Annotated in this window: 17 protein-coding genes and 2 pseudogenes; 6 read left to right on the top strand and 13 right to left on the bottom strand. The window is 55.3% G+C overall.

All coding sequences use genetic code 11. From position 1 onward, the window contains the following. Window positions 1-684: 684 nt before the first annotated feature. Window positions 685-2,193, top strand: coding sequence for a group II intron reverse transcriptase/maturase (gene ltrA, locus ACOQH0_RS04610; protein ID WP_421512326.1), 1,509 nt, complete (start codon window positions 685-687; stop codon window positions 2,191-2,193). Window positions 2,194-2,273: 80 nt separating this feature from the next. Then, window positions 2,274-2,751, top strand: a pseudogene (locus ACOQH0_RS04615) (DDE-type integrase/transposase/recombinase); the annotation flags it as partial. Between the two features lie 47 nt (window positions 2,752-2,798). Here ACOQH0_RS04615 and catA read toward each other — a convergent pair. From catA to ACOQH0_RS04640, 5 genes and pseudogenes are all read right to left on the bottom strand, one after another. After that, window positions 2,799-3,476, bottom strand: coding sequence for a type A chloramphenicol O-acetyltransferase (gene catA, locus ACOQH0_RS04620; protein ID WP_421511636.1), 678 nt, complete (start codon window positions 3,474-3,476; stop codon window positions 2,799-2,801). Window positions 3,477-3,531: 55 nt separating this feature from the next. Further along, window positions 3,532-5,463 (bottom strand): bifunctional diguanylate cyclase/phosphodiesterase, encoded by a 1,932-nt coding sequence (locus tag ACOQH0_RS04625; protein ID WP_109492526.1) that lies wholly within the window; start codon window positions 5,461-5,463, stop codon window positions 3,532-3,534. Window positions 5,464-5,480: 17 nt separating this feature from the next. Continuing rightward, window positions 5,481-5,975, bottom strand: a complete 495-nt coding sequence (locus ACOQH0_RS04630; RefSeq protein ID WP_010427922.1) for a molybdopterin-dependent oxidoreductase — start codon at window positions 5,973-5,975, stop codon at window positions 5,481-5,483. Between the two features lie 348 nt (window positions 5,976-6,323). Beyond that, on the bottom strand, window positions 6,324-7,535 hold the full coding sequence (locus ACOQH0_RS04635) for an L-dopachrome tautomerase-related protein (RefSeq protein ID WP_421511637.1): 1,212 nt from the start codon (window positions 7,533-7,535) through the stop codon (window positions 6,324-6,326). 45 nt (window positions 7,536-7,580) lie between these two features. After that, window positions 7,581-7,799 (bottom strand): annotated as a pseudogene (locus ACOQH0_RS04640) (hypothetical protein); the annotation flags it as partial. 152 nt (window positions 7,800-7,951) lie between these two features. Here ACOQH0_RS04640 and ACOQH0_RS04645 point away from each other — a divergent pair. Continuing rightward, the gene (locus ACOQH0_RS04645; RefSeq protein ID WP_411777572.1) at window positions 7,952-8,851 is read left to right on the top strand and encodes a LysR family transcriptional regulator; all 900 of its coding nucleotides are present in this window, start codon (window positions 7,952-7,954) and stop codon (window positions 8,849-8,851) included. Between the two features lie 16 nt (window positions 8,852-8,867). After that, complete coding sequence (locus ACOQH0_RS04650; protein ID WP_218308617.1) at window positions 8,868-9,377, top strand: hypothetical protein; 510 nt, start codon at window positions 8,868-8,870, stop codon at window positions 9,375-9,377. Between the two features lie 22 nt (window positions 9,378-9,399). Here ACOQH0_RS04650 and ACOQH0_RS04655 read toward each other — a convergent pair whose 3' ends face one another. Both ACOQH0_RS04655 and ACOQH0_RS04660 read right to left on the bottom strand, forming a co-directional pair. After that, a complete protein-coding gene (locus ACOQH0_RS04655) occupies window positions 9,400-11,184 on the bottom strand; it encodes a diguanylate cyclase (RefSeq protein ID WP_421511638.1) in 1,785 nt (594 codons plus the stop codon). A gap of 112 nt (window positions 11,185-11,296) precedes the next feature. After that, window positions 11,297-12,406 (bottom strand): AI-2E family transporter, encoded by a 1,110-nt coding sequence (locus tag ACOQH0_RS04660; protein ID WP_010427927.1) that lies wholly within the window; start codon window positions 12,404-12,406, stop codon window positions 11,297-11,299. Window positions 12,407-12,768: 362 nt separating this feature from the next. Here ACOQH0_RS04660 and mmuP point away from each other — a divergent pair, with 362 nt between their 5' ends. Then, window positions 12,769-14,169, top strand: a complete 1,401-nt coding sequence (mmuP, locus tag ACOQH0_RS04665; RefSeq protein WP_421511639.1) for an S-methylmethionine permease — start codon at window positions 12,769-12,771, stop codon at window positions 14,167-14,169. Beyond that, window positions 14,156-15,088 carry a homocysteine S-methyltransferase gene (mmuM, locus tag ACOQH0_RS04670; RefSeq protein WP_420986431.1) on the top strand — a complete coding sequence of 311 codons (933 nt, stop codon included), beginning with the start codon at window positions 14,156-14,158 and terminating at the stop codon, window positions 15,086-15,088. Before mmuP ends, mmuM begins: the two co-directional genes overlap by 14 nt. 40 nt (window positions 15,089-15,128) lie before the next feature. On the opposite strand, the gene fbpC is transcribed toward mmuM, so the two are convergent. From fbpC to ACOQH0_RS04700, 6 genes are all read right to left on the bottom strand, one after another. Next, on the bottom strand, window positions 15,129-16,175 hold the full coding sequence (fbpC, locus tag ACOQH0_RS04675; protein WP_100167153.1) for a ferric ABC transporter ATP-binding protein: 1,047 nt from the start codon (window positions 16,173-16,175) through the stop codon (window positions 15,129-15,131). A 4-nt stretch (window positions 16,176-16,179) separates the two neighbouring features. Further along, a complete protein-coding gene (locus ACOQH0_RS04680; RefSeq protein ID WP_348580162.1) occupies window positions 16,180-18,258 on the bottom strand; it encodes an iron ABC transporter permease in 2,079 nt (692 codons plus the stop codon). Window positions 18,259-18,323: 65 nt separating this feature from the next. After that, complete coding sequence (locus ACOQH0_RS04685; protein ID WP_033487712.1) at window positions 18,324-19,355, bottom strand: ABC transporter substrate-binding protein; 1,032 nt, start codon at window positions 19,353-19,355, stop codon at window positions 18,324-18,326. 13 nt (window positions 19,356-19,368) lie between these two features. After that, entirely contained in the window at window positions 19,369-20,670 is a 1,302-nt protein-coding gene (gene uhpC, locus ACOQH0_RS04690) for an MFS transporter family glucose-6-phosphate receptor UhpC (protein ID WP_421511640.1), read from the bottom strand. An 85-nt stretch (window positions 20,671-20,755) separates the two neighbouring features. Beyond that, complete coding sequence (locus ACOQH0_RS04695; RefSeq protein WP_348580160.1) at window positions 20,756-22,297, bottom strand: MASE1 domain-containing sensor histidine kinase; 1,542 nt, start codon at window positions 22,295-22,297, stop codon at window positions 20,756-20,758. After that, window positions 22,297-22,926 carry a response regulator transcription factor gene (locus tag ACOQH0_RS04700; RefSeq protein WP_010427966.1) on the bottom strand — a complete coding sequence of 210 codons (630 nt, stop codon included), beginning with the start codon at window positions 22,924-22,926 and terminating at the stop codon, window positions 22,297-22,299. Before ACOQH0_RS04700 ends, ACOQH0_RS04695 begins: the two co-directional genes overlap by 1 nt. Window positions 22,927-22,970: the final 44 nt, after the last annotated feature.

A 22,970-nucleotide genomic window follows, 5' to 3' on the forward strand; every position in this document is an offset into this window, starting at 1 on the left:
ATGTAACTTATAGTGTGCCCGGAGTTCAGGGCGAGCATGGATGCTCAAATGAACCACGAGTCTGTCTGGAATATTGAACCGGTAACTCATGACGAGAAGCCCAACAATCCCACCGGGTGTGACGGTGGTGAACCTGAGCGGCAGTGACCTGCGGCATGCCCGCAGGGTGATGTAACCCGCTGACAACGGGGATTGAGGCGAGATCACTAAACCGAGATGATCCTCAAGGTTGAGTACTGAAAGGCTGAAGAACATGAACCCGTTAATCCGCCTCTGTGGGTTGAAAACGTCACCACGGTCTACGTGATCTGGCAGGCCGTGCAGAAGTAACGGGCAGTGATATGTAAGCACTGTCCGTCGAAGGTGTTTTGACATGTATGCGAAACACCAGGGCAGCAGCGTCTATCACGCTCAGCGTTGCTGACTTCTGCCAACTTGCGGCAAGCAAGGATAAAGAGTGCGACGGGCAGCCTCCTCAGTATGTCTGAGTCCAGGCAGGTAAACCGGGGAAGGTCAGCGACGGATGGTAAGGGGGAATGGCCCCGATGACGCGCTGGCTGGCGGAGCTTCCGTAGTAGTCCGCGATGGGGAAAGCCCATTACATGGCGAAGGGAAGCAGTTTGAATGTGTTTGCGACGTGGATTAACTGACCTAATGAGGTGAAGACCTTTGATAATCAGCGAAATGCAACGCAAGCTTGCCACATGGGCAACAGCCGATCCGTCCCGACGGATTGAACGGTTGCTGCGTCTGATAACACAACCAGAATGGCTGGCTGAGGCGGCGCGGATCACGCTTTCATCAAAGGGGGCGCATACCCCCGGCGTTGATGGTGTGAACAAAACAACGCTACAGGCCAGACTGGCTGCTGAGCTGCAAATACTCAGGGATGAACTTCTCTCGGGTGTCTATCAACCCCTGCCAGCCAGACGGGTTTACATCCCTAAAAGCAACGGCAAACAGCGACCTCTGGGTATCCCCGCGTTGCGGGATCGTATTGTTCAGCGGGCCATGTTGATGGCGATGGAGCCGATATGGGAGAGTGATTTTCATCCACTTTCGTATGGCTTCCGGCCTGAACGTAGCGTCCACCATGCGATCCGCACAGTGAAACTACAACTCACCGATTGTGGGGAAACACGGGGTCGATGGGTGATTGAAGGCGATCTGTCCAGTTACTTCGACACCGTACATCATCGACTGCTGATGAAGGCTGTCCGCCGCAGGATCAGTGACGCTCGCTTTATGAGCCTGTTGTGGAAAACCATCAAGGCCGGGCACATTGATGTCGGTCTCTTTCGGGCGGCCAGCGAAGGCGTACCGCAGGGTGGCGTAATATCGCCGCTGCTGTCGAATATCATGCTCAATGAGTTCGATCAGTATCTGCATACGCGCTACCTGAGCGGGAAAGCCCGAAAGGATCGCTGGTACTGGAATAACAGCATCCAGCGAGGCCGAAGCACCGCAGTCAGAGAAAACTGGCAATGGAAACCCGCTGTAGCGTACTGCCGGTATGCCGATGACTTCGTGCTTATCGTCAAAGGCACCAAAGCACAGGCAGAAGCCATCAGGGAGGAGTGTCGGGGTGTGCTTGAAGACAGCCTGAAACTCAGGCTGAACATGGATAAGACTAAAATCACCCATGTAAACGACGGTTTTATCTTTCTGGGTCATAGGATCATTCGCAAACGCAGTCGTTACGGCGATATGCGGGTGGTCTCGACGATCCCGAAGGAGAAAGCCAGAAACTTCGCCGCATCGCTGACGGCATTGTTATCAGGCAATTATAGTGAAAGCAAAGTCGATATGTCTGAACAACTCAATCGGAAACTGAAAGGCTGGGCCGCGTTCTACCAGTTCGTTGATTTTAAGGCCAAAGTCTTCAGTTATATCGATCGAGTGGTGTTCTGGAAGCTGGCTCACTGGCTGGCCCGCAAATACCGTACAGGTATCGCTTCCCTGATGAGGTGGTGGTGTAAATCACCGAAACCGGGTCAGAGCAAAACGTGGGTTTTATTTGGTAAAACCAATCACGGCAAGCTCAGCGGTGAAGTGCTGTACCGGTTGGTGGGGCAAGGCAAGAAGCTGTTCCGCTGGCGTCTGCCTGAGGGAAATCCCTATCTGAGGACGGAGGCCAGAAACACATATACATCGCGTTTTACTGAAGTGGCAATGGCGTTCGCCAGCGTTTAAACGGAGAGCCGGATGCGCTGAAAGGTGCACGTCCGGTTCGGAGAGGAGAGGCAGGGAAATAGTCCGACTACGCTCTGCCTCTTACTCTACTCTGGACGGGTAAACGTTGGGCTTATTTAGCCGTTGTGCTTGATCTGTTTTCCCCTAAACCGGTTGGCTGGGCGATGCGGACTCTGTATTGACAACGAAAGCGCTATCCATGGCCTGGGAAGCACGAGGAAACCCGCTAATTTGCTGTATCACTCGGATCAAGGTAGCCACTATACAAGCAGAAATTTCAGACAGTTACTGTGGAGGTATCAGATAAAACAAAGCCTGAGTCGCAGGGGAAATTGCCGGGATTACAGCCCAATGGAACGGTTCTTCAGAAGCCTGAAAACGGAGTGGGTGCCGGATAATGGATACGCTAATTTTAGCGAAGCCAGCGCAGCGAAAACAAACGGCATCATGGGATATTACAGCCAGCTCAGACCTCATCAATATAACGGTGGCTTGACGCCGAATGAATCAGAACGATTTTTCTGGAAAGACTCTAAAGCCGTGGCCAATTTTTGTTGACCACTACGCCACTCCCGATAAAAGGAATCATCAAGACTTCTTACGCATCATGTGCTAAGTTCCTTCGACAGCTCCGGCAAACCATCACACATCTCCTGCAACTCATTAAACATCCTTGCCACATGGAAGCCATCGCACACGGAATGATGGACCTGCACCGCCATAGGCAACAACACTTTCCCATCCTGCTCGTAGTATTTTCCAAACGTGAACATCGGGGAAAAGAAGTTCTTCATGTGAGCAATATTCATAGTAAAGTTAGTAAACGTTACCCAGGGAATAGACGATACGAAAAAGACATTTTCCCGTGACTCTTCTTTCGGCCAGTAAGCAAGGTTATTGCCATAGCGTGCAACGTCTTCTGCATAGGTGTTCTGGAAGTGATGCATATTGCCGTCGAAGTGGCTCCACAATGACGAAAAGGTCTCCGTTTCGGGATGGAAAATGGTATAGCTAGGATGGATTTCATTCCATATAACCAGCTCATTGTCCTTCATGGCCATACGGAATTCCGGATGCCGGTTCATGATTTTAGAAAGGAGGAAAATAATCGTCGGGTAAAACTTCCAGCCGACCTCTTTGATATGTTTTCGCAGCACGGTAATGTCGATCAGAACCGTTTGGTTAATTGTACACTCTGCAAATGACTGGAATACCTCAAAATGTTCTCTCCTTGCCCAACGAGATAAATCAACAGGCGTATATTCCGGCATTGTCTTTTTCATTTTTAAACCTTTGATTATCAAAATGGTTTTAGGTCATAAACAGCCCAACACCCATTCAACTGCACCTGATTACCTCGTTAACCTCAGGCTGAGGTTTTCCGAACAGGTATCCCTGCACGAGATCGCAGCCAAGTACCTGAAGACGTTCAAGCTGCTCTTCGGTTTCAACGCCTTCTGCAATGACCCGCATATTGAGGCTCTTGGCCATGCCGGTAATCAGTTTAACGATATTCAGTGCTTCATTTTGCGTGGATATAGAATTCACAAAGGATTTGTCTATTTTGATTTTGTCAAAATTCAGTTCACTCAGTCTTGAGAGTGAAGAATATCCCGTCCCGAAATCATCGATAGAAATTTTTACCCCCAACGATCTCAGCTTTTTAAGAATACTGATCGGCATGTTGCTGTCGCTGAAGAGCGAAGACTCGGTAACCTCTAGCTCAAGGCGGTTAGCCGGTAGTCCTGTCTCTTTTAGAATGGACTGCACCATCGTCGTAAACGATTTGCTGCCCAACTGAATCGGTGAGACATTCACAGAAATTCTCGCCGGAACGGCCCAGGAAACCGCTTCACGGCAGGCAATCTCAAGCACAATTTTGCCAATTTCATTGATCTTGCCGGTTTTTTCGGCAACGGAGATGAAGCTATCCGGCGACAGAATTCCCCTCACAGGGTGTTTCCAGCGAATAAGCGCTTCATAGCCGTAAATTTCATTACTGAAAGAATCGACAATAGGCTGGTAATAAACAACGAATTCATTGTTATCAAGTGCCAGCGCCATATCATGTTCGAGGGTTCTGCTTTCCTGTAATTTTTGCAGCATCCACTGACGGAAGACTTTTATCTGCTGTGAACCCTCTTTTTTGGCCTCGTAGAGTGCCAGATCGGCAAATTTATAAAGATAATCGGAGCGTCGTTCATTATCAGATAAAACGATACCTACACAGGTGGCAATTTTTATCAGCTGATTATTAATCGTATAGGGCTGGCTGATATGGTTACTGATTTCTTTTGCGCGCGAAACGGCTGCCGTTTCGGTGAGGCCACTCGACAGAAGGGCAAACTCGTCTCCGCCCAAACGGTAAAACGTATCAGTGGCGCTGCTCATTGAGGTGAGCCGTCTGGATACCTGATTCAACAGTAAATCACCGGCATCATGGCCATAGGTATCGTTGACCTCTTTGAACCGATCTAAATCAAATAACATCACCGTGACAGGGATGTGGTTTTTGTCTGCCTGAAGATTAATTTTACTGAGATCGTCCCAGAAGAAAAGGCGGTTTTTCATGCCGGTCAGGGAGTCATGATAAACATCATACTCCAGCTTCGCGTTCTGAATTTGCAGCTTTTCTTTTGATATCTGAAGTTCGTCAGCAAGGCTTTTAACCTGCATGTGTGCTTTGAGAATGTTTTTATTCTGGTAGATCATTAGGAACCCCAGAATAAAGCTTAATATCACCAGAAGTAACGAAAGTGCGGAATAGATATAATAGAGTATTTGTATTTTTCTATTGGATTCATTAATCGTATTAATATCTTTTGTTAACGCACTTGAAGAGAGTTGGCTGAGTGGCGCGTCGAGCAGATGCATATTAGCCAAATATTTTTTTAACTCTGCATGGCTCATTTTTTCCAGATGACTATCCAGATAAGAAAGTATTTCTTCCAGGCGTGCAGCGAGCGCCTGATGCGTTTTATCGCTTTCAATATAGCGACCTAAATCTCCTCCCTTCATTAACTCACCCTGGCTGAGCATAATTTCGAGGCGCATGCGGGCCTGGTCTATCGTAACCTCATCGGTATCGGTTGCGTACAGACCAAGCCATGATTCAAATCGGTAATACTCTGATACCAGTTGAGCCACGGACCAGGACTCAGTGTAGTGAGTCAGTTTTTGCAACTCTTGCTGACGATCGTAAACAAGAAATGCAATATATCCTGTCGTGATAAAAAGAGAAAAAATGATACCAACCAGTATCCTGTTCATTATGTTCTCCTGAACTGCTATTCAATCTTCATTTTGCTAACCTGCCATGCCGAGCGCGAGTAATAAATCTGATTATTCAATTCAGGAAGACTGTCATAAGGGTAAACAATGAATGATGGGCCTTTATCGCGAATGCGCATATATTCGCCATTGATCTTTAAAGCAAGTATGGCATTGTATTTTTTAAAGTCGCTGAGAGGGATCTCGGTAGCGTAATCATTGAGCGCAATAACATTAACGACAGAACCCTTCGCGCCAACATAATCCATGAGTTTGCCCATTGGGACACCCTCAAATTTTGTACGGCCAGTGTACCAGGGAGATGTCGTCTCAAAACTCACCATACCCAGTTTTTCAAGGCTGGCGAGATCAAACACTGCTTTTCCCTCTTCATTGGTATTTTCTATATTACCGTAAATCGTCAAAATGGGTTTTCCAACGGGTTTTGGCAGCTCGCCAGCCCAGGCTAAACTCTGTACCAGACAGCATACCAACATTAGGGTTAATCGCATTATGGCCTCCACTTTTGAACAGAAGTATATGAATTATAATTTAGTTATCACAGTAGTTTATGTATTTTATTGAGTCGCTATTACTTCTGTACTTATTTGATGTCTAAGTGTAACTAAATCAATGACTTGTGTGGTTTTGGGCGGGGGCGTTTGAATCACATACCACGCCTCTTTTTTTTGAGGCACGCTAGACTGACTTGAATAAACTCTCTTGCGTTTAAAAAACGATCGCTTTAATTGGGGGTTAATTTCTCACCGCAAAGATTGTATCTGTCATGGACAGGTAAAAAAAACGCCACCCAATGGGCGGCGTCGTCATATTTAGCGATTGTCCAGCGTAGTGCACCGTTACTTTTTCGTGCCCGATGAAGCATCGAGTGGCAAACGCCATAGCTCGTAGCGTTCATGACCGGGTTTGACCGCTCCAGCAAAGTGGTCATTGAGGCTACTTGAGGTAAAGATCAGGTCACCGTCCGGACGAATAGCCGGCGTGTCTGGCCAGCGTACGGATTCATTTTCAGCAATAAGCGACATTGTACGGCTCTTCGGCTCATACCTGACAATGCCGTTGCGGGTAACATCCGTAATATAGAGGTTGCCCTTTGCATCGGTCACCAGACCGTCCGTGTTGCCTCCCACTGTGCCCAGATTCTGGATTTGTCCGGTAATCTGCGCATCGGTTGAGCCAGGCTGCTTCAGAACGGCAGTCGGTACCGCGTACGCATGTGTTCCCGTCGTCACCGTCCAGTACAATGTCTCAGCATCGGGAGAAAGCGTAATGCCATTGATGCCAATCAACAGCGGTTTACCCGGCCACACTTCCGCACCGTGGGAAACGACTTTTACGCCGGGTTCAATCTGTAGGGCAGGGTGGCGATCCAGTACGCGCCGGGCTGCGCCGGCGGTAAAATCCACAACGATCAGACCGACACGGTTTTCAGGCGCACTTCGCGATCCGCTGTCGGAAATGTATGCGATACGACGATCTTCATCGACAACGACATCATTGAGGAAGCTCGCCTTACGGTCAGCCACGCCGTCCAGCGGGATCCGTTTGACCGTGCGGCCCGAGTCGAGATCCAGCACGACCAGTTTCTGTGAGCCTGCGGGGGATTCCGCTTCTCCCGCGACGAACCCCATATCCAGCGCCCATAACCAGCCGTTCTTACGATCAACATAAAAGCCGAGCACGTTGCGCAGGTTCCGATCGGGAGCAGAATCTACCGCATTACCCTGGCGTGACGGAAATGCCGTCAGGCGCGCCGGGCCCGACTGACTGCGGGTATCCAGAATACTTAACGTGGCGGGGGCACTGGCCGAAACCAGTCGCGGCGTGCTGACAAAGGCTCGGCCCTTTGCATCAAAGTGAATACCGGCGATTGGGGTATTAACCGACCCGGAAAAAAGCGCCGGCTGCCCGTTCTCTGGTGTATCCCAGCTTACGCCTGAATAGCTACGCCAGCGTTCAAGAGGCACCTGATTCGCCGCGCTGGCGCAGCTTGCGAACGAAAACAATACCGCCATCGCAATAGCGGAGAAAGTACGGGTACAGTGGGACATAAATGCTCCAGTGAAGAGAGTAAGAAGCGGCTTCTTAATTCGGTATCAAAGAATGGAGCGGAACGTGCCGCCCTCGACGCGTACCGCAGCTCCGTTAGACGCTGCACCGAGTGGGCTTACCAGCAGCGCGACCATAGCGGCTATTTCGTCAGCCTCGATCATTCGCGCAAGCATGCGTGGGAAGTCATGGCGGGAAAGACGCACCCCGGATATCACGTTAATGTCGAACATACGCAGCCACTCCTCGTCGGTTATGTCGGCGAATCCTGCGGTAGGTCCAGTGACAAGTGCGGTCTTACCAGCGAGTTGAAGATCCATAATTTTTGCCTTTTGGTGATAAGTGCGGTCACTTTACTCATCGCCCAATCGGAGATAAATTAGCGAAATTGAAAAACATTTGTTCGTGAAAGAGCAAAATGAGCAGAAAATTCGATTATCTCGGCGATGTTGAAGTCTTCATTACTGTCGTTGAACATGGCTCATTTACCGCGGCTGCGGTTGCCCTTTCAACCACCCCCTCAGTCTTAAGCCGCGCGGTGTCCCGCCTTGAAGTACGTCTTGGACGACAGCTATTACAGCGCACCACTCGTCGCGTGGGGCTCACGGAAGCCGGACGAATTTATCTTGAGCAGGCGCGAGCGGCGTTTTCCCTGCTTGATGACGCCGAACGGGATGGTCGTGGTCAGGGGGGCGATCTGACGGGCCGTGTGAGGATCAGCGTTCCGACCACCTACGGGCACTATTGTCTGCCGCCCCTGCTGGCTCGCTTTTCTCAACAGTATCCGCACGTTCAGGTAGAACTGAATATCACCAATCGCAACGTCGATCTGATCGCGGAGGGATTCGATCTCGCTGTTCGTCTGGGTCAGATACCCGATAGTGGCTTAGTGGCGCGCAAGCTGGAAGATGCGGCATTGCTTCTGGTGGCATCCCCTGCTTACCTTCATCGAACGGGCGTCCCGCAGACGCTGGATGAGCTGCAACAGCACCGCTGTCTGCCTTTTATCATGCCGCGAACGGGGCGCATTGCACCCTGGGTGTTCCGGGATGATGGACGCGACGTTGACTGGCTGCCCCGTTCAACCTTCGAAATATCGGATGACGTGCTGGGCGTGGTTTCACTGGCGGAACAGGGGATGGGGATCTGCCAGAGCTATGAATTTATCGTCCGCGACAGGATAGCGCGCGGCCAGCTCGTCGAAGTGCTGCCCCATTTACGCGGGCGCTCGCGGCCTTTCTCCGTGATCTTCGCGCCGCACCGTCGTCAGTCGGCAGCCACTCGCGCGATGATCGCCCTTCTGACCGCAGACGCATGACAAGGAACTGTTCACCATGAAAAAAGATAGCTATGCCTTTCTGATCCCACTCATCGTTGGCGGGTTGGCGTTGATATTTGGTTTTGTTGTCTGGTCAAGCCAGATTTATCGCGTGACCTTTCTCACCGTCCTGGGAGAACAGATTCTTGCGGTTGGCGCATTGCTGCTGCCGCTGGTGGTGATGGCGATGTTCATCGCGAAGAGAGCGTTCAAAGGCAAAACCGTTGTTGACGTTGTCAAAATTTACCTCGGCCTCATCATCATCAGCCTGCCGGTGGTCATTTTCGTCATCGTTACCGCGGCCTGGCTACTGGGCGGAGAATACTCTGCCTGGAGTCAACCTTACCGGTATGAATCCGGCAGCCGAAAAAGCTGTTCGGGGGCGAAAGTCTATGAGCCGGAACTCAAGAGAGAGATCCGCATCTGTTACCCGCAGGGGAATTATTTTATCGACAGCACCCTGTACGTGGAAAAGCGGAGTAATTCGCTGGGCATGGTGGTGCTTTGGGCAATCACACGGCCCTGAACCCGGGGCCGACTCATCCCCCTTAGCTCGCTTCCAGCATCCCAAAGCTCACAATCCGCGAGCGGCCCAGCTCTTTCGCCCGATACAAGGCCACGTCTGCAGCGCGCAGCAGGCTGTCACTTTGGGCATGTTGCGGGTAGCTGGCGATACCAATGGATACATCCACCGGACCAATCTCGGTCAGCCCGTAGCGAAGCGACAGCTCATGCACGCCGTTGTAAATTTTCTGCGCACAGGCATGCGCTTCTTCTTCATCGGCACCGGAAAGCAGAACCAGGAACTCTTCGCCACCGTAGCGGAAGGCCATACCCGTATTATGCGTGGCGCGCTGAACAATCGACGCCACGCTTTTAATGACCTGGTCACCCGCCTCATGACCAAAGCGGTCATTAATGCTCTTGAAGTGATCGATGTCGATCATCAGGCAGCTTACCGGTTGCTCGCTTCGCATGGCCTGCGCCATTTGCGTCCGCAACGTATCTTCCAGGTGATGACGGTTACGCAAACCCGTGAGCGGGTCGAAGAGCGCTTTTTCCAGTAGAGCATCGCGTAGCTTCTGGTTGGCCAGTGCCAGCCCCAGCGCTTCAGCCATAAGTTCAAGATAAGCGCGGGAGGGGGCGGTTTCAGGGGTGATGTTCTGGAAAGAGAGCAGGCCGATGGCTTCGCCCTGCGCAATGAGCGGAACGCACAGGGACCTGTGTGCTTGCGATTCTGGTAGGTGATAACAACCAATGTCAGGTTCACCGTTCACCGGGGGATGGCTCTGCCCGCGCCGGACGGCCCAGCATTCATCCGGATGGAATGCGGGTGTGTCACCCTCAGGTGACAACCATTCTGCTGCGCAGCGCATCTGCCAGGGGTCGCGATCAAAAATATATAACCGCCCGGAAACGCCCGGCGCAATATTGGGCGCAAACAGCTCTGCCACATTAATAACGTCGGCGAGGTTTTCACAGCCCTGCAACCGCTGGGTCATACGAGCCAGCAGCTCGCGGATCGCCCAGTCGGCATCGCGCTCTTTTTCCAGCTGCTGTCGCACCAGCCCGTTCTCGCGGAAGATGCGGATGGCCTGGGCCATATCGCCTATTTCATCAATCTGGGTAAAGTTTGGCGTTTCAACGGCATAGTCCTGCGAAGCCAGCCGGTGTACGACGTCGCTCAGCCGAACCACCGGGTGAAGTACACGACGCTTGAGAATAAAGCCCATCACGAACAGGAAGAGCAGGGCCGTGAGGCCGACCATCACTTCCGACACCGTGCGCAGTGCTTTCGATGTTTTGGTGGCCGCCTGTACGTCGGCAATGATGCGCTTATCCAGTATCTGGCGGAAATGATCAATCTGGCTCTGCGCGCGCTCCATCTCTTGTTCGTAGACAGGGCCATAAAGCAGGGCAACGGCCTGCTGTTGCTCGCCACGGGCTATGCTGTCGAGTGCGGTTTGCTGCTCGTCCTGCAGTTCATCAATGATTTTTAATCCTTCCTGAAGCAGCATGAGCTCTTCGCCGGAGGCGCCGTTATCTTTTAACTGCACCAGATGATGCTCTATGCTTTTTAATTCGCTCTCTTTTTGCCGATATTCTTCCCGAATAGAGGGTTCTTTTTTGATGACGAACAGGCGCGCTAAATCAGAGAGCATCCAGGTATTTGTCTCGATCTCTTCCGTAAGCCGATCAAACACCTGCCGTTGCTTAACGGCCTGACGTTCAACGCTATCGGCGTTGGATGCCAGGAGCATAACGATGCCAGAAGCGAGGGTCAGGCACACCGTGGCACCGTAGGCCCAGTTTGTTATCGTGGCGATTCGCACCTGTGGGATCCTTCTACGACAAGAGTGGGGAGGCGTTTTTCAAATTATAGAAAATGTTTGATTTAGCGTGAAAAGAAAGGCGGCAAAGAGCCGCCTGGAATGAAGAGAAACATCATAGATCTGGCCGGTTTTTTCCTTCTTCGATGAAGTCTGCGTCCAGCTCTTCGGCGTTACCTTCGTGATCGCGCCCTGAGAACAGGTTCCAGCAGGCGATAAACAGCGCGGCAATCAGCGGCCCGATGACAAAGCCGTTAATGCCGTACAGCTCCATGCCGCCGAGGGTGGAGATCAGGATCAGGTAGTCCGGCATTTTTGTGTCTTTGCCTACCAGCAGCGGGCGCAGAATATTGTCCACCAGCCCGACGATAATCACGAAGAAGCCGACAATAAACAGCCCTTGCCACAGCTGGTGGGTGGCGAACAGGAAGATGGCCGCAGGCACCCAGACAATCGCCGAGCCGACGGCTGGCACCAGCGAGAGGAAGGCCATCAGCGCGCCCCAAAGTATGCTGCCATCAATGCCTGCAATGGCAAACGCAATCCCGCCGAGCGTGCCCTGCACCACGGCGACCACCGCCGTGCCTTTTACCGTTGCCCGCGAGACGCCGACGAATTTGGCGAACAGGTGCTGTTTAGCGAAATCAGACAGCGGCAGGGAATCAAGGATCTGGCGCACCAGATACGGGCCGTCCTTGAGCAGGAAGAACAGCAAATAGAGCATGATGCCGAAGCTGATGGCAAAACCGAACGTCCCCTTACCGATCAGGAACGCGCTGCCAGCCAGATACTGACCACCCTGCAACGCCACGTCAGAGAGTTTTTTCTGGATTTGCGCGGCGTTAGTCAAGTTGTGGTCCGCCAGAAAACCGCTGGCCCAGTCCGGCAGGCGGTTAAAGATGCTCGCGATCACTTCCGGGAATTGCGTGTTGTTCGCTTGCAGCTTGGTGTACACCACGTTCAGCTCAATGGCGAGCGAGGAAAGGATCACCATTAGCGGGATAAAGACGATCAGGCAGATAATGCACAGCGTCAGGAACGAGGCCAGACCGTTGCGATCGCCAAGCGCAGCGCGCAGTTTGTTTTTCACCGGGTTAAAGATGATGGTCAGGATGGCGGCCCACAAAATCGCGGAGAAGTAGGGCGACAGCACGTCGAAGAAGGCCCAGGTCACAAGGGCGAGGATGAAAATAAAGAAACCTTTGGTCAGTCCGTTAAAGCGCATAGTCAGTCCTGGTTACTAAGAAACTGTGTCGACTATAGAACTGATTGTAGGATTTACCAACCCTTGCGCCGGGGGCGGTGGCGTCTTACCCGGCATATGGACAGTGTAGCGGTATGAATCCACTCTTCACGGATACGACTTTCGGCTGACCGAAGATCGCCTCTTCCCGCACCATGCTGTAAGCATCTGCTTGCGGAGGTGCTTATGGCCTGGCGTCCGATTCTCTATGTGATCCTCACAACCCATCCCCGACTCAGCGCGCGTCGTGCCCGTCTGCGTCTGGTCATCTAGCTTTTTATTAACAATCGCGGTATAACACACCTTCTTTGGATGTTTAGATGTCCATACGTTTAGAAGGTAATATGCAAACACAACAAGAAAATGGGCAGCTTAAGCGCACCATGAAAACACGCCACCTGATTATGCTTTCGCTGGGTGGCGTGATTGGCACAGGGTTATTTTTCAATACGGGTTATATCATTTCGACGACCGGGGCGGCGGGCACGCTGCTGGCGTACCTGATTGGCGCGCTGGTGGTCTGGCTGGTGATGCAGTGTCTGGGCGAGCTTTCCGTGGCGATGCCGGAAACCGGCGCGTTCCACGTCTACGCCGCCCGCTATCTGGGTCCGGCGACGGGCTACACCGTGGCGTGGCTCTACTGGCTCACCTGGACGGTGGCGCTCGGCTCGAGCTTTACTGCCGCCGGGTTCTGCATGCAGTACTGGTTCCCGCAGGTGCCCGTCTGGGCCTGGTGTGTGGTCTTCTGCGCGGTGATTTTTGGCCTCAATGTCATCTCGACGCGCTTCTTTGCTGAAGGTGAATTCTGGTTCTCGCTGGTGAAAGTCGTCACCATCATTGCCTTTATTATTCTCGGCGGGGCGGCGATCTTTGGTTTTATCCCGATGCAGGACGGTGCGCCCGCGCCCGGCCTGAGCAATATCACCGCCGAAGGCTGGTTCCCGCACGGCGGCCTGCCGATCCTGATGACCATGGTGGCGGTGAACTTTGCCTTCTCCGGGACCGAGCTTATCGGCATCGCGGCGGGTGAAACCCAAAACCCGCACAAGGTGATTCCGGTAGCGATCCGCACCACCATTGCACGCCTGATTATCTTCTTTATCGGCACCGTGTTTGTACTGGCGGCACTGATCCCGATGCAGCAGGCCGGGGTAGAAAAAAGCCCGTTCGTGCTGGTGTTCGAAAAGGTCGGTATTCCTTATGCGGCTGATATCTTTAACTTTGTGATCCTGACGGCGATCCTCTCGGCGGCGAACTCTGGTCTGTACGCGTCTGGACGCATGCTGTGGTCGCTCTCGAATGAGAAAACGCTGCCGCGCTGCTTTGCCCGCGTCAACAAAAACGGTGTGCCGCTGACGGCGCTGTCGGTTTCCATGCTCGGCGGCGTGCTGGCGCTGTTCTCAAGCGTGATTGCGCCGGACACGGTGTTTGTGGCGCTGTCTGCAATTTCCGGGTTTGCGGTGGTGGCGGTGTGGATCAGCATCTGCGCGTCGCACTTCGTTTTCCGTCGCCGTCATTTGCAGTCCGGCCAGCCGCTCTCCGCGCTGCAGTACCGTGCGCCGTGGTATCCACTGGTGCCGGTGCTCGGCTTTGTCCTCTGCGTGGTGGCCTGTGTCGGCCTGTGGTTTGATCCGAGCCAGCGCATTGCGCTTTACTGCGGGCTGCCGTTTGTCGCCTTGTGTTATGGTGCGTACTACCTGACCCGAAATCTGACATCGCAGGAGCCTGAACATGTCGCAGAATAATCCGCTTACCGCCCTCCTTGAAAAGCAGCCCTTCGTTGTGCTGGATGGCGCGATGGCAACGGAGCTGGAAGCGCGCGGCTGTAACCTGGCAGACAGCCTCTGGTCTGCCAAAGTGCTGGTTGAAAACCCGGATCTCATCCGCGAAGTGCATCTTGATTACTACCGCGCCGGTGCGCAGGTGGCGATCACCGCCAGTTATCAGGCCACGCCTGCGGGCTTTTCCGCGCGCGGTCTGGACGAGGCGCAGTCCCGCGCGCTAATTGGTAAAAGCGTGGAGCTGGCGCGTAAGGCGCGGGAAGCGTATCTGGCTGAAAATCCGCATGCGGGCACGCTGCTGGTGGCGGGATCTGTCGGGCCATACGGAGCCTATCTGGCGGATGGCTCAGAGTATCGCGGCGACTACGTACGCAGTGCGCAAGAATTCACCACCTTCCATCGTCCTCGAGTGGAAGCGCTGCTGGATGCGGGCGCTGACCTGCTGGCCTGCGAAACCCTACCGTCCTTTGAGGAGATTAAGGCGCTGGCGGCGTTGCTGTCTGAATACCCCCGCGCCCGGGCGTGGTTCTCCTTCACCTTACGCGACAGCGAGCACCTGAGCGACGGTACGCCGCTGCGTGAGGTGGTCAGCGTACTGGCGAACTCGCCGCACATTGTCGCCCTGGGCATTAACTGCATCGCCCTGGAAAACACCACCGCGGCGCTGAAGCATCTGCAAAGCCTGACGGCGCTGCCACTGGTGGTCTACCCGAACTCGGGCGAGCACTATGACGCGGTAACCAAAACCTGGCACCACCACGGCGAAGCGTGCGAGACGCTGGCTGGGTATTTACCGCAGTGGCTGGATGCCGGGGCGAAGCTGATTGGCGGGTGCTGTCGCACCACGCCGAAAGATATTGCTGAGCTGAACGCACAGCGCTGAGTCTTTTGCCGGGTGGCGGCTGCGCCTCACCCGGCACACATCATGCCGCTTCCGCCAATACAAACATCCCGTACGGGTGGATCTCAAGATAGTACGCATCGCCCACGTCCGGCTGCAGGCGCGTGGCGTTAACCTGCAGTAAAATCTCCTGTCCGTGCCAGTCGACAATCACCTCATACTGCGGACCCATATAGGCGACGTGGCGGATAGTGCAGCGCTGGCTCGCCTCGCCGTGCTGGCTGAGCGTAATCGCCTCCGGACGCACGCCGACGGTGCCTTCGCCCTGGGTAGCAAAGTGCAGCGGACGCGGCAGACGGTAGCCGTGGATTTCCACGACATCCTCGCTGAAGCGGGCCGGGAAGAGGTTGGCATCACCCATAAAACTCGCCATAAAGCGAGACGCCGGCTGCCGATACAAATCCTGAGGCGAGCCAATCTGCATAATGTTGCCCTTGTTCATCACCAGCACGGTGTCGGAGACCGCAAACGCCTCGCTTTGATCGTGCGTCACGTACAGCGAGGTGATGTTGAACTGCTTTTGCAGCTCGCGGATTTTGTCCCGCATGCTGCGCCTGAGGTTCGCATCGAGGTTGCTCAGCGGTTCATCGAACAGCAACACTTTGGGTTTGAGGATCAGAGCGCGGGCCAGCGCCACGCGCTGCTGCTGGCCGCCGGAAATCTGATCCACGTAGCGATCTTCAAACCCCTCCAGGTCAACCATCGCCAGGGCTTCTTTGACCCGCGTTTTTATCTCTGCGCGCGAAACGCCCAGCATCTTCAGACCGTAGCCCACGTTCTCGCCCAGCGACATATGCGGGAAAAGCGCGTAGGACTGGAACACCATACAGATATCGCGCTGCTGAATGGAGCGGTGGGTCACATCCTCACCATCGATGTAAATCTGCCCTTCGGTCGGTTTTTCCAGCCCGGCAACCAGGCGCAGCACGGTGGTTTTACCGCAGCCGGACGGGCCGAGCAGCGTTACCATTTGTCCCTGCGGGATCGCCAGGTTGATGTTTTCAATTACCGTGTTTGCGCCAAAGCGTTTGGTCACGTTGCGCAGTTCAACAAAATGTTTCTCAGTCATAGTGTTACGCCTGGTTTTTGGCTTTTGAACGGGAGATACGCGCCTCGCCGATCAGCCAGTCAAAGAGGAAAATGATCGCCAGCATGACCACAATCAGGATCGAGCCGTAGGCAATCGCCACGCCGTATTCGCCGTCTTCCACGCGGTTCAGAATGTAGGCCGTTGCCACGCGGGTGTCCGGCGTGACGAGGAACACAATGGCGCTGACGGTGGTGATGGCGCGCACAAAGCTGTAAATCAGTGCTGATAAAATGGCCGGACGCAGCAGCGGCAGCAGGATGTGGGTGATGGTGCGCAGGCTTCCGGCACGCAGGCTCAGCGAGGCCTCGTCCAGCGACTTGTCGATCTGCCCTAATCCCGCGATCCCGGCGCGAATGCCCACCGGCACGTTACGCATCACCATGGAGATAATCACGATGGCGGCGGTGCCCGTGAGGTACACCGGCGCGCTGTTAAAGGCCAGAATGTACGACACGCCCGCCACGGTACCCGGTACGGCAAAGCACAGCATGGTGGTGAACTCGATGGTCTTTTTACCCCGGAACTGCTGGCGCACCACAACCCAGGCAATCAGCAGTCCGAAGGCGGCGGTGATCGGCGCGGCAATCCCGGCGTAAAGCAGGGTATCGAGCAGCGAAGGCCACGCGCCATCGCTCATCCCCTGGCCGAACAGCTTGATAAAGTTATCCAGCGTCAGGGTGTAATCCACGCCCCAGTTGACGGTAAAGCTCCCGTAGAAAATGCTGCCGTAGAGCAGGGCGTTAAAGGCGATCCACACCGCCAGCAGGGCGATCACGCTCCACACCAGCGTCACGGGCAGCGGCTGCACGTCGCCGCGGTACGATTTACCGGACACGGTGACGTAGGAGCGCTTGCCGATCCACATGTACTGGATGCAGAAAACCAGCAGCGAGAACAGCAGCAGGAAGGCCCCAAGGGTACTCGCTGCCTGATAATCCAGCTGTGAGCCGGTAATGTAGAAGTAGATCTGCGTGGCCAGCACGTCGAAGTTCCCGCCCAGCACCAGCGGGTTACTGAAGTCGGCCAGCGACTGCACAATCACGATTAAGAACGCATTCGCCAGCGCCGGTTTCAGCAGCGGCACGAAGACGCCATTAAAGGTCTGCCAGCGGCTGGCGCGCAGGGTGTACGAGGCCTCTTCCAGCGACGGGTGGATGGTTTTGATCGCGCCGTCGAGGATCATAAAGGCCATCGGCGTGAAGGCCAGCACCTGCGCCAGCCAGATGCCGGTGAAGCCGTACAGCCAGTTGGTATTGGTTAACCCAAACCAGTCCACCATCAGCTCCGTCATATAGCCAGAGCGCCCCATCATCAGCGTTACGCCTAACCCCACCACAAACGGCGGGGTCACGATGGGGAGAATCGAGAAGATACGTCCAATGATGGCGCTGCGTTTAGCGATGCGCGTGGTGTATATCGCCAGCACCAGGCCAAAGAAGGTGCAGCCGATCCCGACGGCTATCGACAGCAGAATCGAGTTGATGATGACCTGGATAATGTGCGCCTGCGACAGCACGTTCATAAAGGCCAGCGGGGCGAATTCACCTGCGTCGTTGGTGAACATCGGAATGAAAATGGCGATGCTCGGCCAGACGATAAAAATGCCGATCAGCGCCACGATGGTAATCAGCGAGCCGATGACAAAGCGATCGCCGCCCAGCCACTCCAGGCGGGTAAGGGCCAGCGTCATGATGGCGCCCAGGGCAACAAACAGCACGATGGTGGCATAGCCTAAACCGCGTCCTTCCACGGTGGCGCTAATGACCACGAACGCCATACACAGCAGCGCCCAGCCCGCGTCAAGATAGTGGCGGCTGCGCTGCTCGCGCTTTGCTTCGTTAAACGGGCGCACCAGCAGCAGGCTCGGCAGCAGGTACCACAGCCAGCTGACGTTGACATGAGACCAGCCGTAGGCGTCGAGGATCTCATCCCCGGTAGACTCCAGCAGGCCGTAATCAAGGCTCCAGCTCGGCAGCAGGGCAAAGGCCAGCCAGCCGAGTAAAACCCACAGGAATACCGCATCCCGCTTTGTGGCGGAATGAAGAGCAAGTGTCTGTGACATAAGTTTTCCGGGTGTTGGATGCCCGGCAAAGGAATGCTGCCGGGCGATGACCACTGTTCGCGGGCTTATTTACCCATCTTCACGTCGCTGACCCATTTATTGATCAGCGCTTTACGCACGTCCGTGGAGCCGTACTTGTCCATGTCATAGCTGATGAGCTTGAGGTCATCGAGCTTGAGCGAGTTCGGCGAAGTTTCCGCCGTGGTGTTGGTCAGGATTTGGTAGGACTTGCCCTTCTTCCACGCCAGCTCCTGTGCTTCTTTGGAGAGCACCCAGTCCACGAACAGCTTCGCGTTCTCTTCGTTGCGCGCGCCCTTCAGAATGCTCACGCCGCCAATTTCATACCCGGTGCCTTCGCACGGAGAGATCAGCTCCAGCGGCGCACCCTGCTCTTTTTCCAGCGAGTAGTCGTGCAGGAAGCCGATGCCGATGGCGGTTTCACCGCGCGCGGCGTTACGTGCCGGGGCAATACCGGATTTGGTGTACTGAGACACGTTGCCGTTCAGCTGTTTCAGGTAGTCGAAGGCCTGGTCTTCCCCCCACAGCTGGACGAAGGTTGCCAGCGCGGTATAGGCGGTGCCGGAGCTTTGCGGATCGGCGATCTGGATCTCGCCCTTGTATTCCGGTTTGGTCAGATCCTTCCAGCATTTTGGGACCGGCAGGTTTTTCTCTTTCAGGCGCTGGGTGTTGACGCCAAAGCCTAAGATCCCGACGTAAACCGCTGAAGAGAGGTTGCCCTTCACCTTGGCCGGATCGCGGAATTTCTCCATGATCTGTTCCAGGTTTTTCGATTTATAGGGCTGGAGTAGCCCCATTTCACCGGCCTGGGACTGCGGATCGAGCGTGCCGCCGTACCAGACATCGGCCTGCGGGTTTTTCTTCTCGGCATCCACTTTCGCCAGCGTGCTGCCGGAGCCGTTGCGGATAAACGAGGTTTTAACATCGTACTTTTCACCGAACGCTTTGGTTTCGACTTCGCACATTTCGTTGGTGGCGCTGCAGTACACTACCAGACGGCCTTTGGCCTGTGCGGCACCGGTTAAGGTAGCCAGCGCGATCCCGGAAGCAATGAGGGTAGAGAGAAGCGTTGTTTTCATTATTCAGCCCTTTTTATGACGTTATGTGACTGCGAGAAGCGGTGATGCCCGCCATCAGCAAGGGCATCAGTAATAAACCCATCAGGACGGCGGCAATCGAGAGCAAACTGAACATCCCCGACCAGCCGTAGCGTTCAATCACCTGTGACAGCGGCCACCCGGCCAGCGATGCGCCCAGATAGGCAAATACGCCCAGAAAGCCGGTAATCGAGCCTGCCGCCTGTTTATGTCCACACTCAACGGCGGCAAGGCCAATGAGCATCTGCGGACCGAAGACGAAAAATCCGACCGTAAAAAAGCACATCGCCAGCAGGGCGTAGTGGTGAACCGGTGCCAGCCACAGCGCGGCGACAGACACCATCAGCCCCAGCGTGAACAGCAAAATCATCGGCGCACGCTGGCCGCTGAACAGCAGGTCTGACCCCCATCCGGCAAACAATGCGCCCAGTAACCCGCCCACTTCGAAGAGCATCACCGTGGCGTTGGCGCTGAGCAGGTTCACGCCATGGCTTTCTGCCAGCCAGATGTTGCCCCAGTCGTTCAGGGCGATACGGATGAGATACACCAGCACATACGACGCCCCGAGCAGCCAGATCATCGGGTTTTGCAGCATGGTGGTGCGCAACATCTGCCATAGCCCCATCGGCGGGCTTTGCTGCTGCTGGCGCAGCTCCAGCGGATCGCTCCGCCACTCCCCGACCGTGGGCAGACCCTCTTCCTGCGGTGTGCCCCGCAGCTGTGTGGTCAGCCACAGGCCGAGCACGATGCTGATGATCCCCGGTGTCAGCATCGCCGCCTGCCAGCCCCATCGGTGGGCGGCAACGGCGCAAATCAACGGAATAATCGCGCCACCTATATTGATGGAGGTATTCCAGCAGCCCCACCAGAAGCCGCGCTCGTTGCGCGAATACCAGTGGGTCAGCAGCCTGGCGCAGGGCGGCCAGCCCCAGCCCTGAAAGAAGCCGTTCAGCGTCCAGATAAACAGCAGCAGCGGGAACGCATCGCAAAAGCTGAACAGCACGTTCAGCACGCCCGTTGCCAGCAGTCCGATGCCCATAAAGGCGCGCTGTCCGTGGCTGTCGTGCCAGAGCCCGGCGGCGAATTTGGACAGCCCGTAGCTGAGATAAAACAGCGAGCCGATAAGCCCGATATCGCCCTTGCTGAGCCCCAAATCCAGCTGCAGCGCGGGTAAAACATAATTCAGACTTTTTCGCGTCAGGTAAAACGCGGCGTAGCCAATCACCATACAAAGGAGCAGCCTGGGGCGCAGCGCCCGGTAACGTTGTGAAACCTCTTCAGCAGACAGTGCGTGCATGGCGTTCTCCGTTTGAGATGACTGTAGGGAAGTGCGGCATAAATGGGATGAGACAAAGTCTGGAGTGACTAAGACTTTTTCCTGGTCAGAGCGGCGTTTGTTGCAAATTTGTGGGCAGGTTAACAATTACGCGCGTCCCGAGACGGGATTCCAGCGTCAGTTCGCCGCCGAGCGCCGAGACGCGTTCGCGCATGCCCTGAATGCCGAAGCCGGGCTGCTGCTGCGGGCTGATGCCGCTGCCGTTATCGTGCACCTCAAGATAGAGCCGCGCGTGACGCTGGCAGAGCAAAATCGTGACTTCGCTGGCGTTGGCGTGTTTGCAGACGTTGTTGAGCAGCTCCTGGAGCAGGCGATACAGGGTAAAGACCAGCGTTTCGCTTTTCGGCGGCGTGGGAAGCCGGTAATCAAAACGGCAGCGGATCCCGCGTTCAGCAAAGGCGAACTCGTTGACCAGGTGGTGCAGAGCCTCCTGGAGCGACAGTTCGTCCAGCACGGGTGGGCGGAGCTGGCGCAGCAGCTGGCGCGTGGAGTGGTGAATACGCCGCGCGAGGTCGTTGATCTGTCCGGCGGCCTCAATGGCGAGCGGCGTATCGCTCGCCCGCTTCACCAGCTGAGACTGGATCTGGATAGCGGTGATGTTCTGGCCGATTTCGTCGTGAAGCTCGCGCGCCAGCTGCTTGCGGGTGTCCTCTTCGGAATGGATCAGTTTTTCCGCCAGCGCCCGTCTGGCCTGAAGTTCACTCTCAAGCCGATGGCGATAGCGTTCGAGGTTCATAGCCAAATGCTGCTGGCGGCTGATGGCGATGCCCAGGCCAATCCCCAGCAGCGACTGGGTTGAGAGAAAAATTTCCAGTTCGAGAAGGTCGCTAAACCCGACGCCCACCTGGCGGGCAATGGTGATCATCATGCTGCCGAGCAGCCCGGAAAGGACACCGCCCTGCCAGCCGAATTTCCACGCCATCACCACGTTGGGCAGGAACACGACAATCAGCAGCAGTCGCTCCAGCGCCGGGGAGAGCACCATCTGCGTGCCGATGCCGATAATGAAAAACAGGCTGCACCAGATAATCAGCGAGGTGCGCAGCGGCGGATTGCTGGTGTCCAGCCCCAGCAGATGGTAACGATGCTGCTGGCGTAAAAATTCAAAGACCAGATAGACGAACGGCGTAAGCAGTACGCCACCGGTAAAGGAGCCGAGCAAAAGCAGCGTGGCCGGGCTGTCCAGAAAGGGCGACAGGAGCAAGGTTTGCAGCAGGGCATTCACCGTCACCGCCGCAATCAGCGTTGACAGCCGCTGCCAGTAGAGGGGGAAGCGGTGCCAGTACCGCTGCGCCAGCCAGGCGCTGACGATGCCGATAAGCGGCACGGCCAGCATCAGATAACGCGTGAGGAGCTGCTCGCCGTGCAGCCACAGAATGGCGGCAAGGGGGGGAAGAATTAATGCAGGCCAGTAGCGGCGTGAAAGTAAAATCATCAGCGCCAGCCACACCCCCTGCGGCAGAAACAGCACCGCCTGCTGGCCGTTGTGGGTAAGGTAGAAGCTCAGCGTCCACAGCATCAGCCAGCCGGTTCCCCAGGCCAGCATAATGAACAGGGACAGGATCAGATGCCGGACAGCGCGCCGCATCAGTGGCCCGTGAGCAGTTGGTTATCAAGCGCGAAGTGCACCAGGTCGATGGTGCTGCTGCACTGAAGCTTGCCCAGCACGTTGGCACGATGGACATGAACGGTTTTATGGCTCAGCGAAAGCGTATAGGCAATCTCCTTCACGCTTTCGCCTTTCACCAGCAGCTCAAACACTTCGCGCTCGCGCGGAGTGAGCGCCTCAAGCACTTTTGGCATCGGCTCGCCGCCGCGCAGCGCTTTTACCGCATCAGCGCACAGGTAATGCCCGCCCATGCCGACGGCGCGCACGGCCTGCACCAGCTCCTCCGGGCCGCAGCGCTTGGTCAGATAGCCGCTAGCACCCGCGTCGAGGGCACTTTGCACAAAGGCCGGTGTGTCGTAGATGCTCAGGATGATGGCGCGAAACGTCGGCCGCTGCTGGCGCAGGCGCTTGAGCAGGCTAAGACCGTTTTCGTCCGGCATCGCGACGTCCATCACCGCCACGTCGATATCGTTGCGCGACAGGGCGGGCCACGCCTCCGCCGCGCTGCTAAACTGGCCCTCAACGATCACATCCTCTTCCAGATTTAACAGTTGGGCGAAACCGGAACGCACCACCACGTGATCGTCCACCAGCACCACTTTAATCATCTCGACACCCTTTGCTCATTCGTTGACCTATGATGCCCGTTGCC

This window comes from Enterobacter sp. JS8-1, from assembly GCF_049187015.1.
Lineage (GTDB): Bacteria > Pseudomonadota > Gammaproteobacteria > Enterobacterales > Enterobacteriaceae > Enterobacter > Enterobacter mori.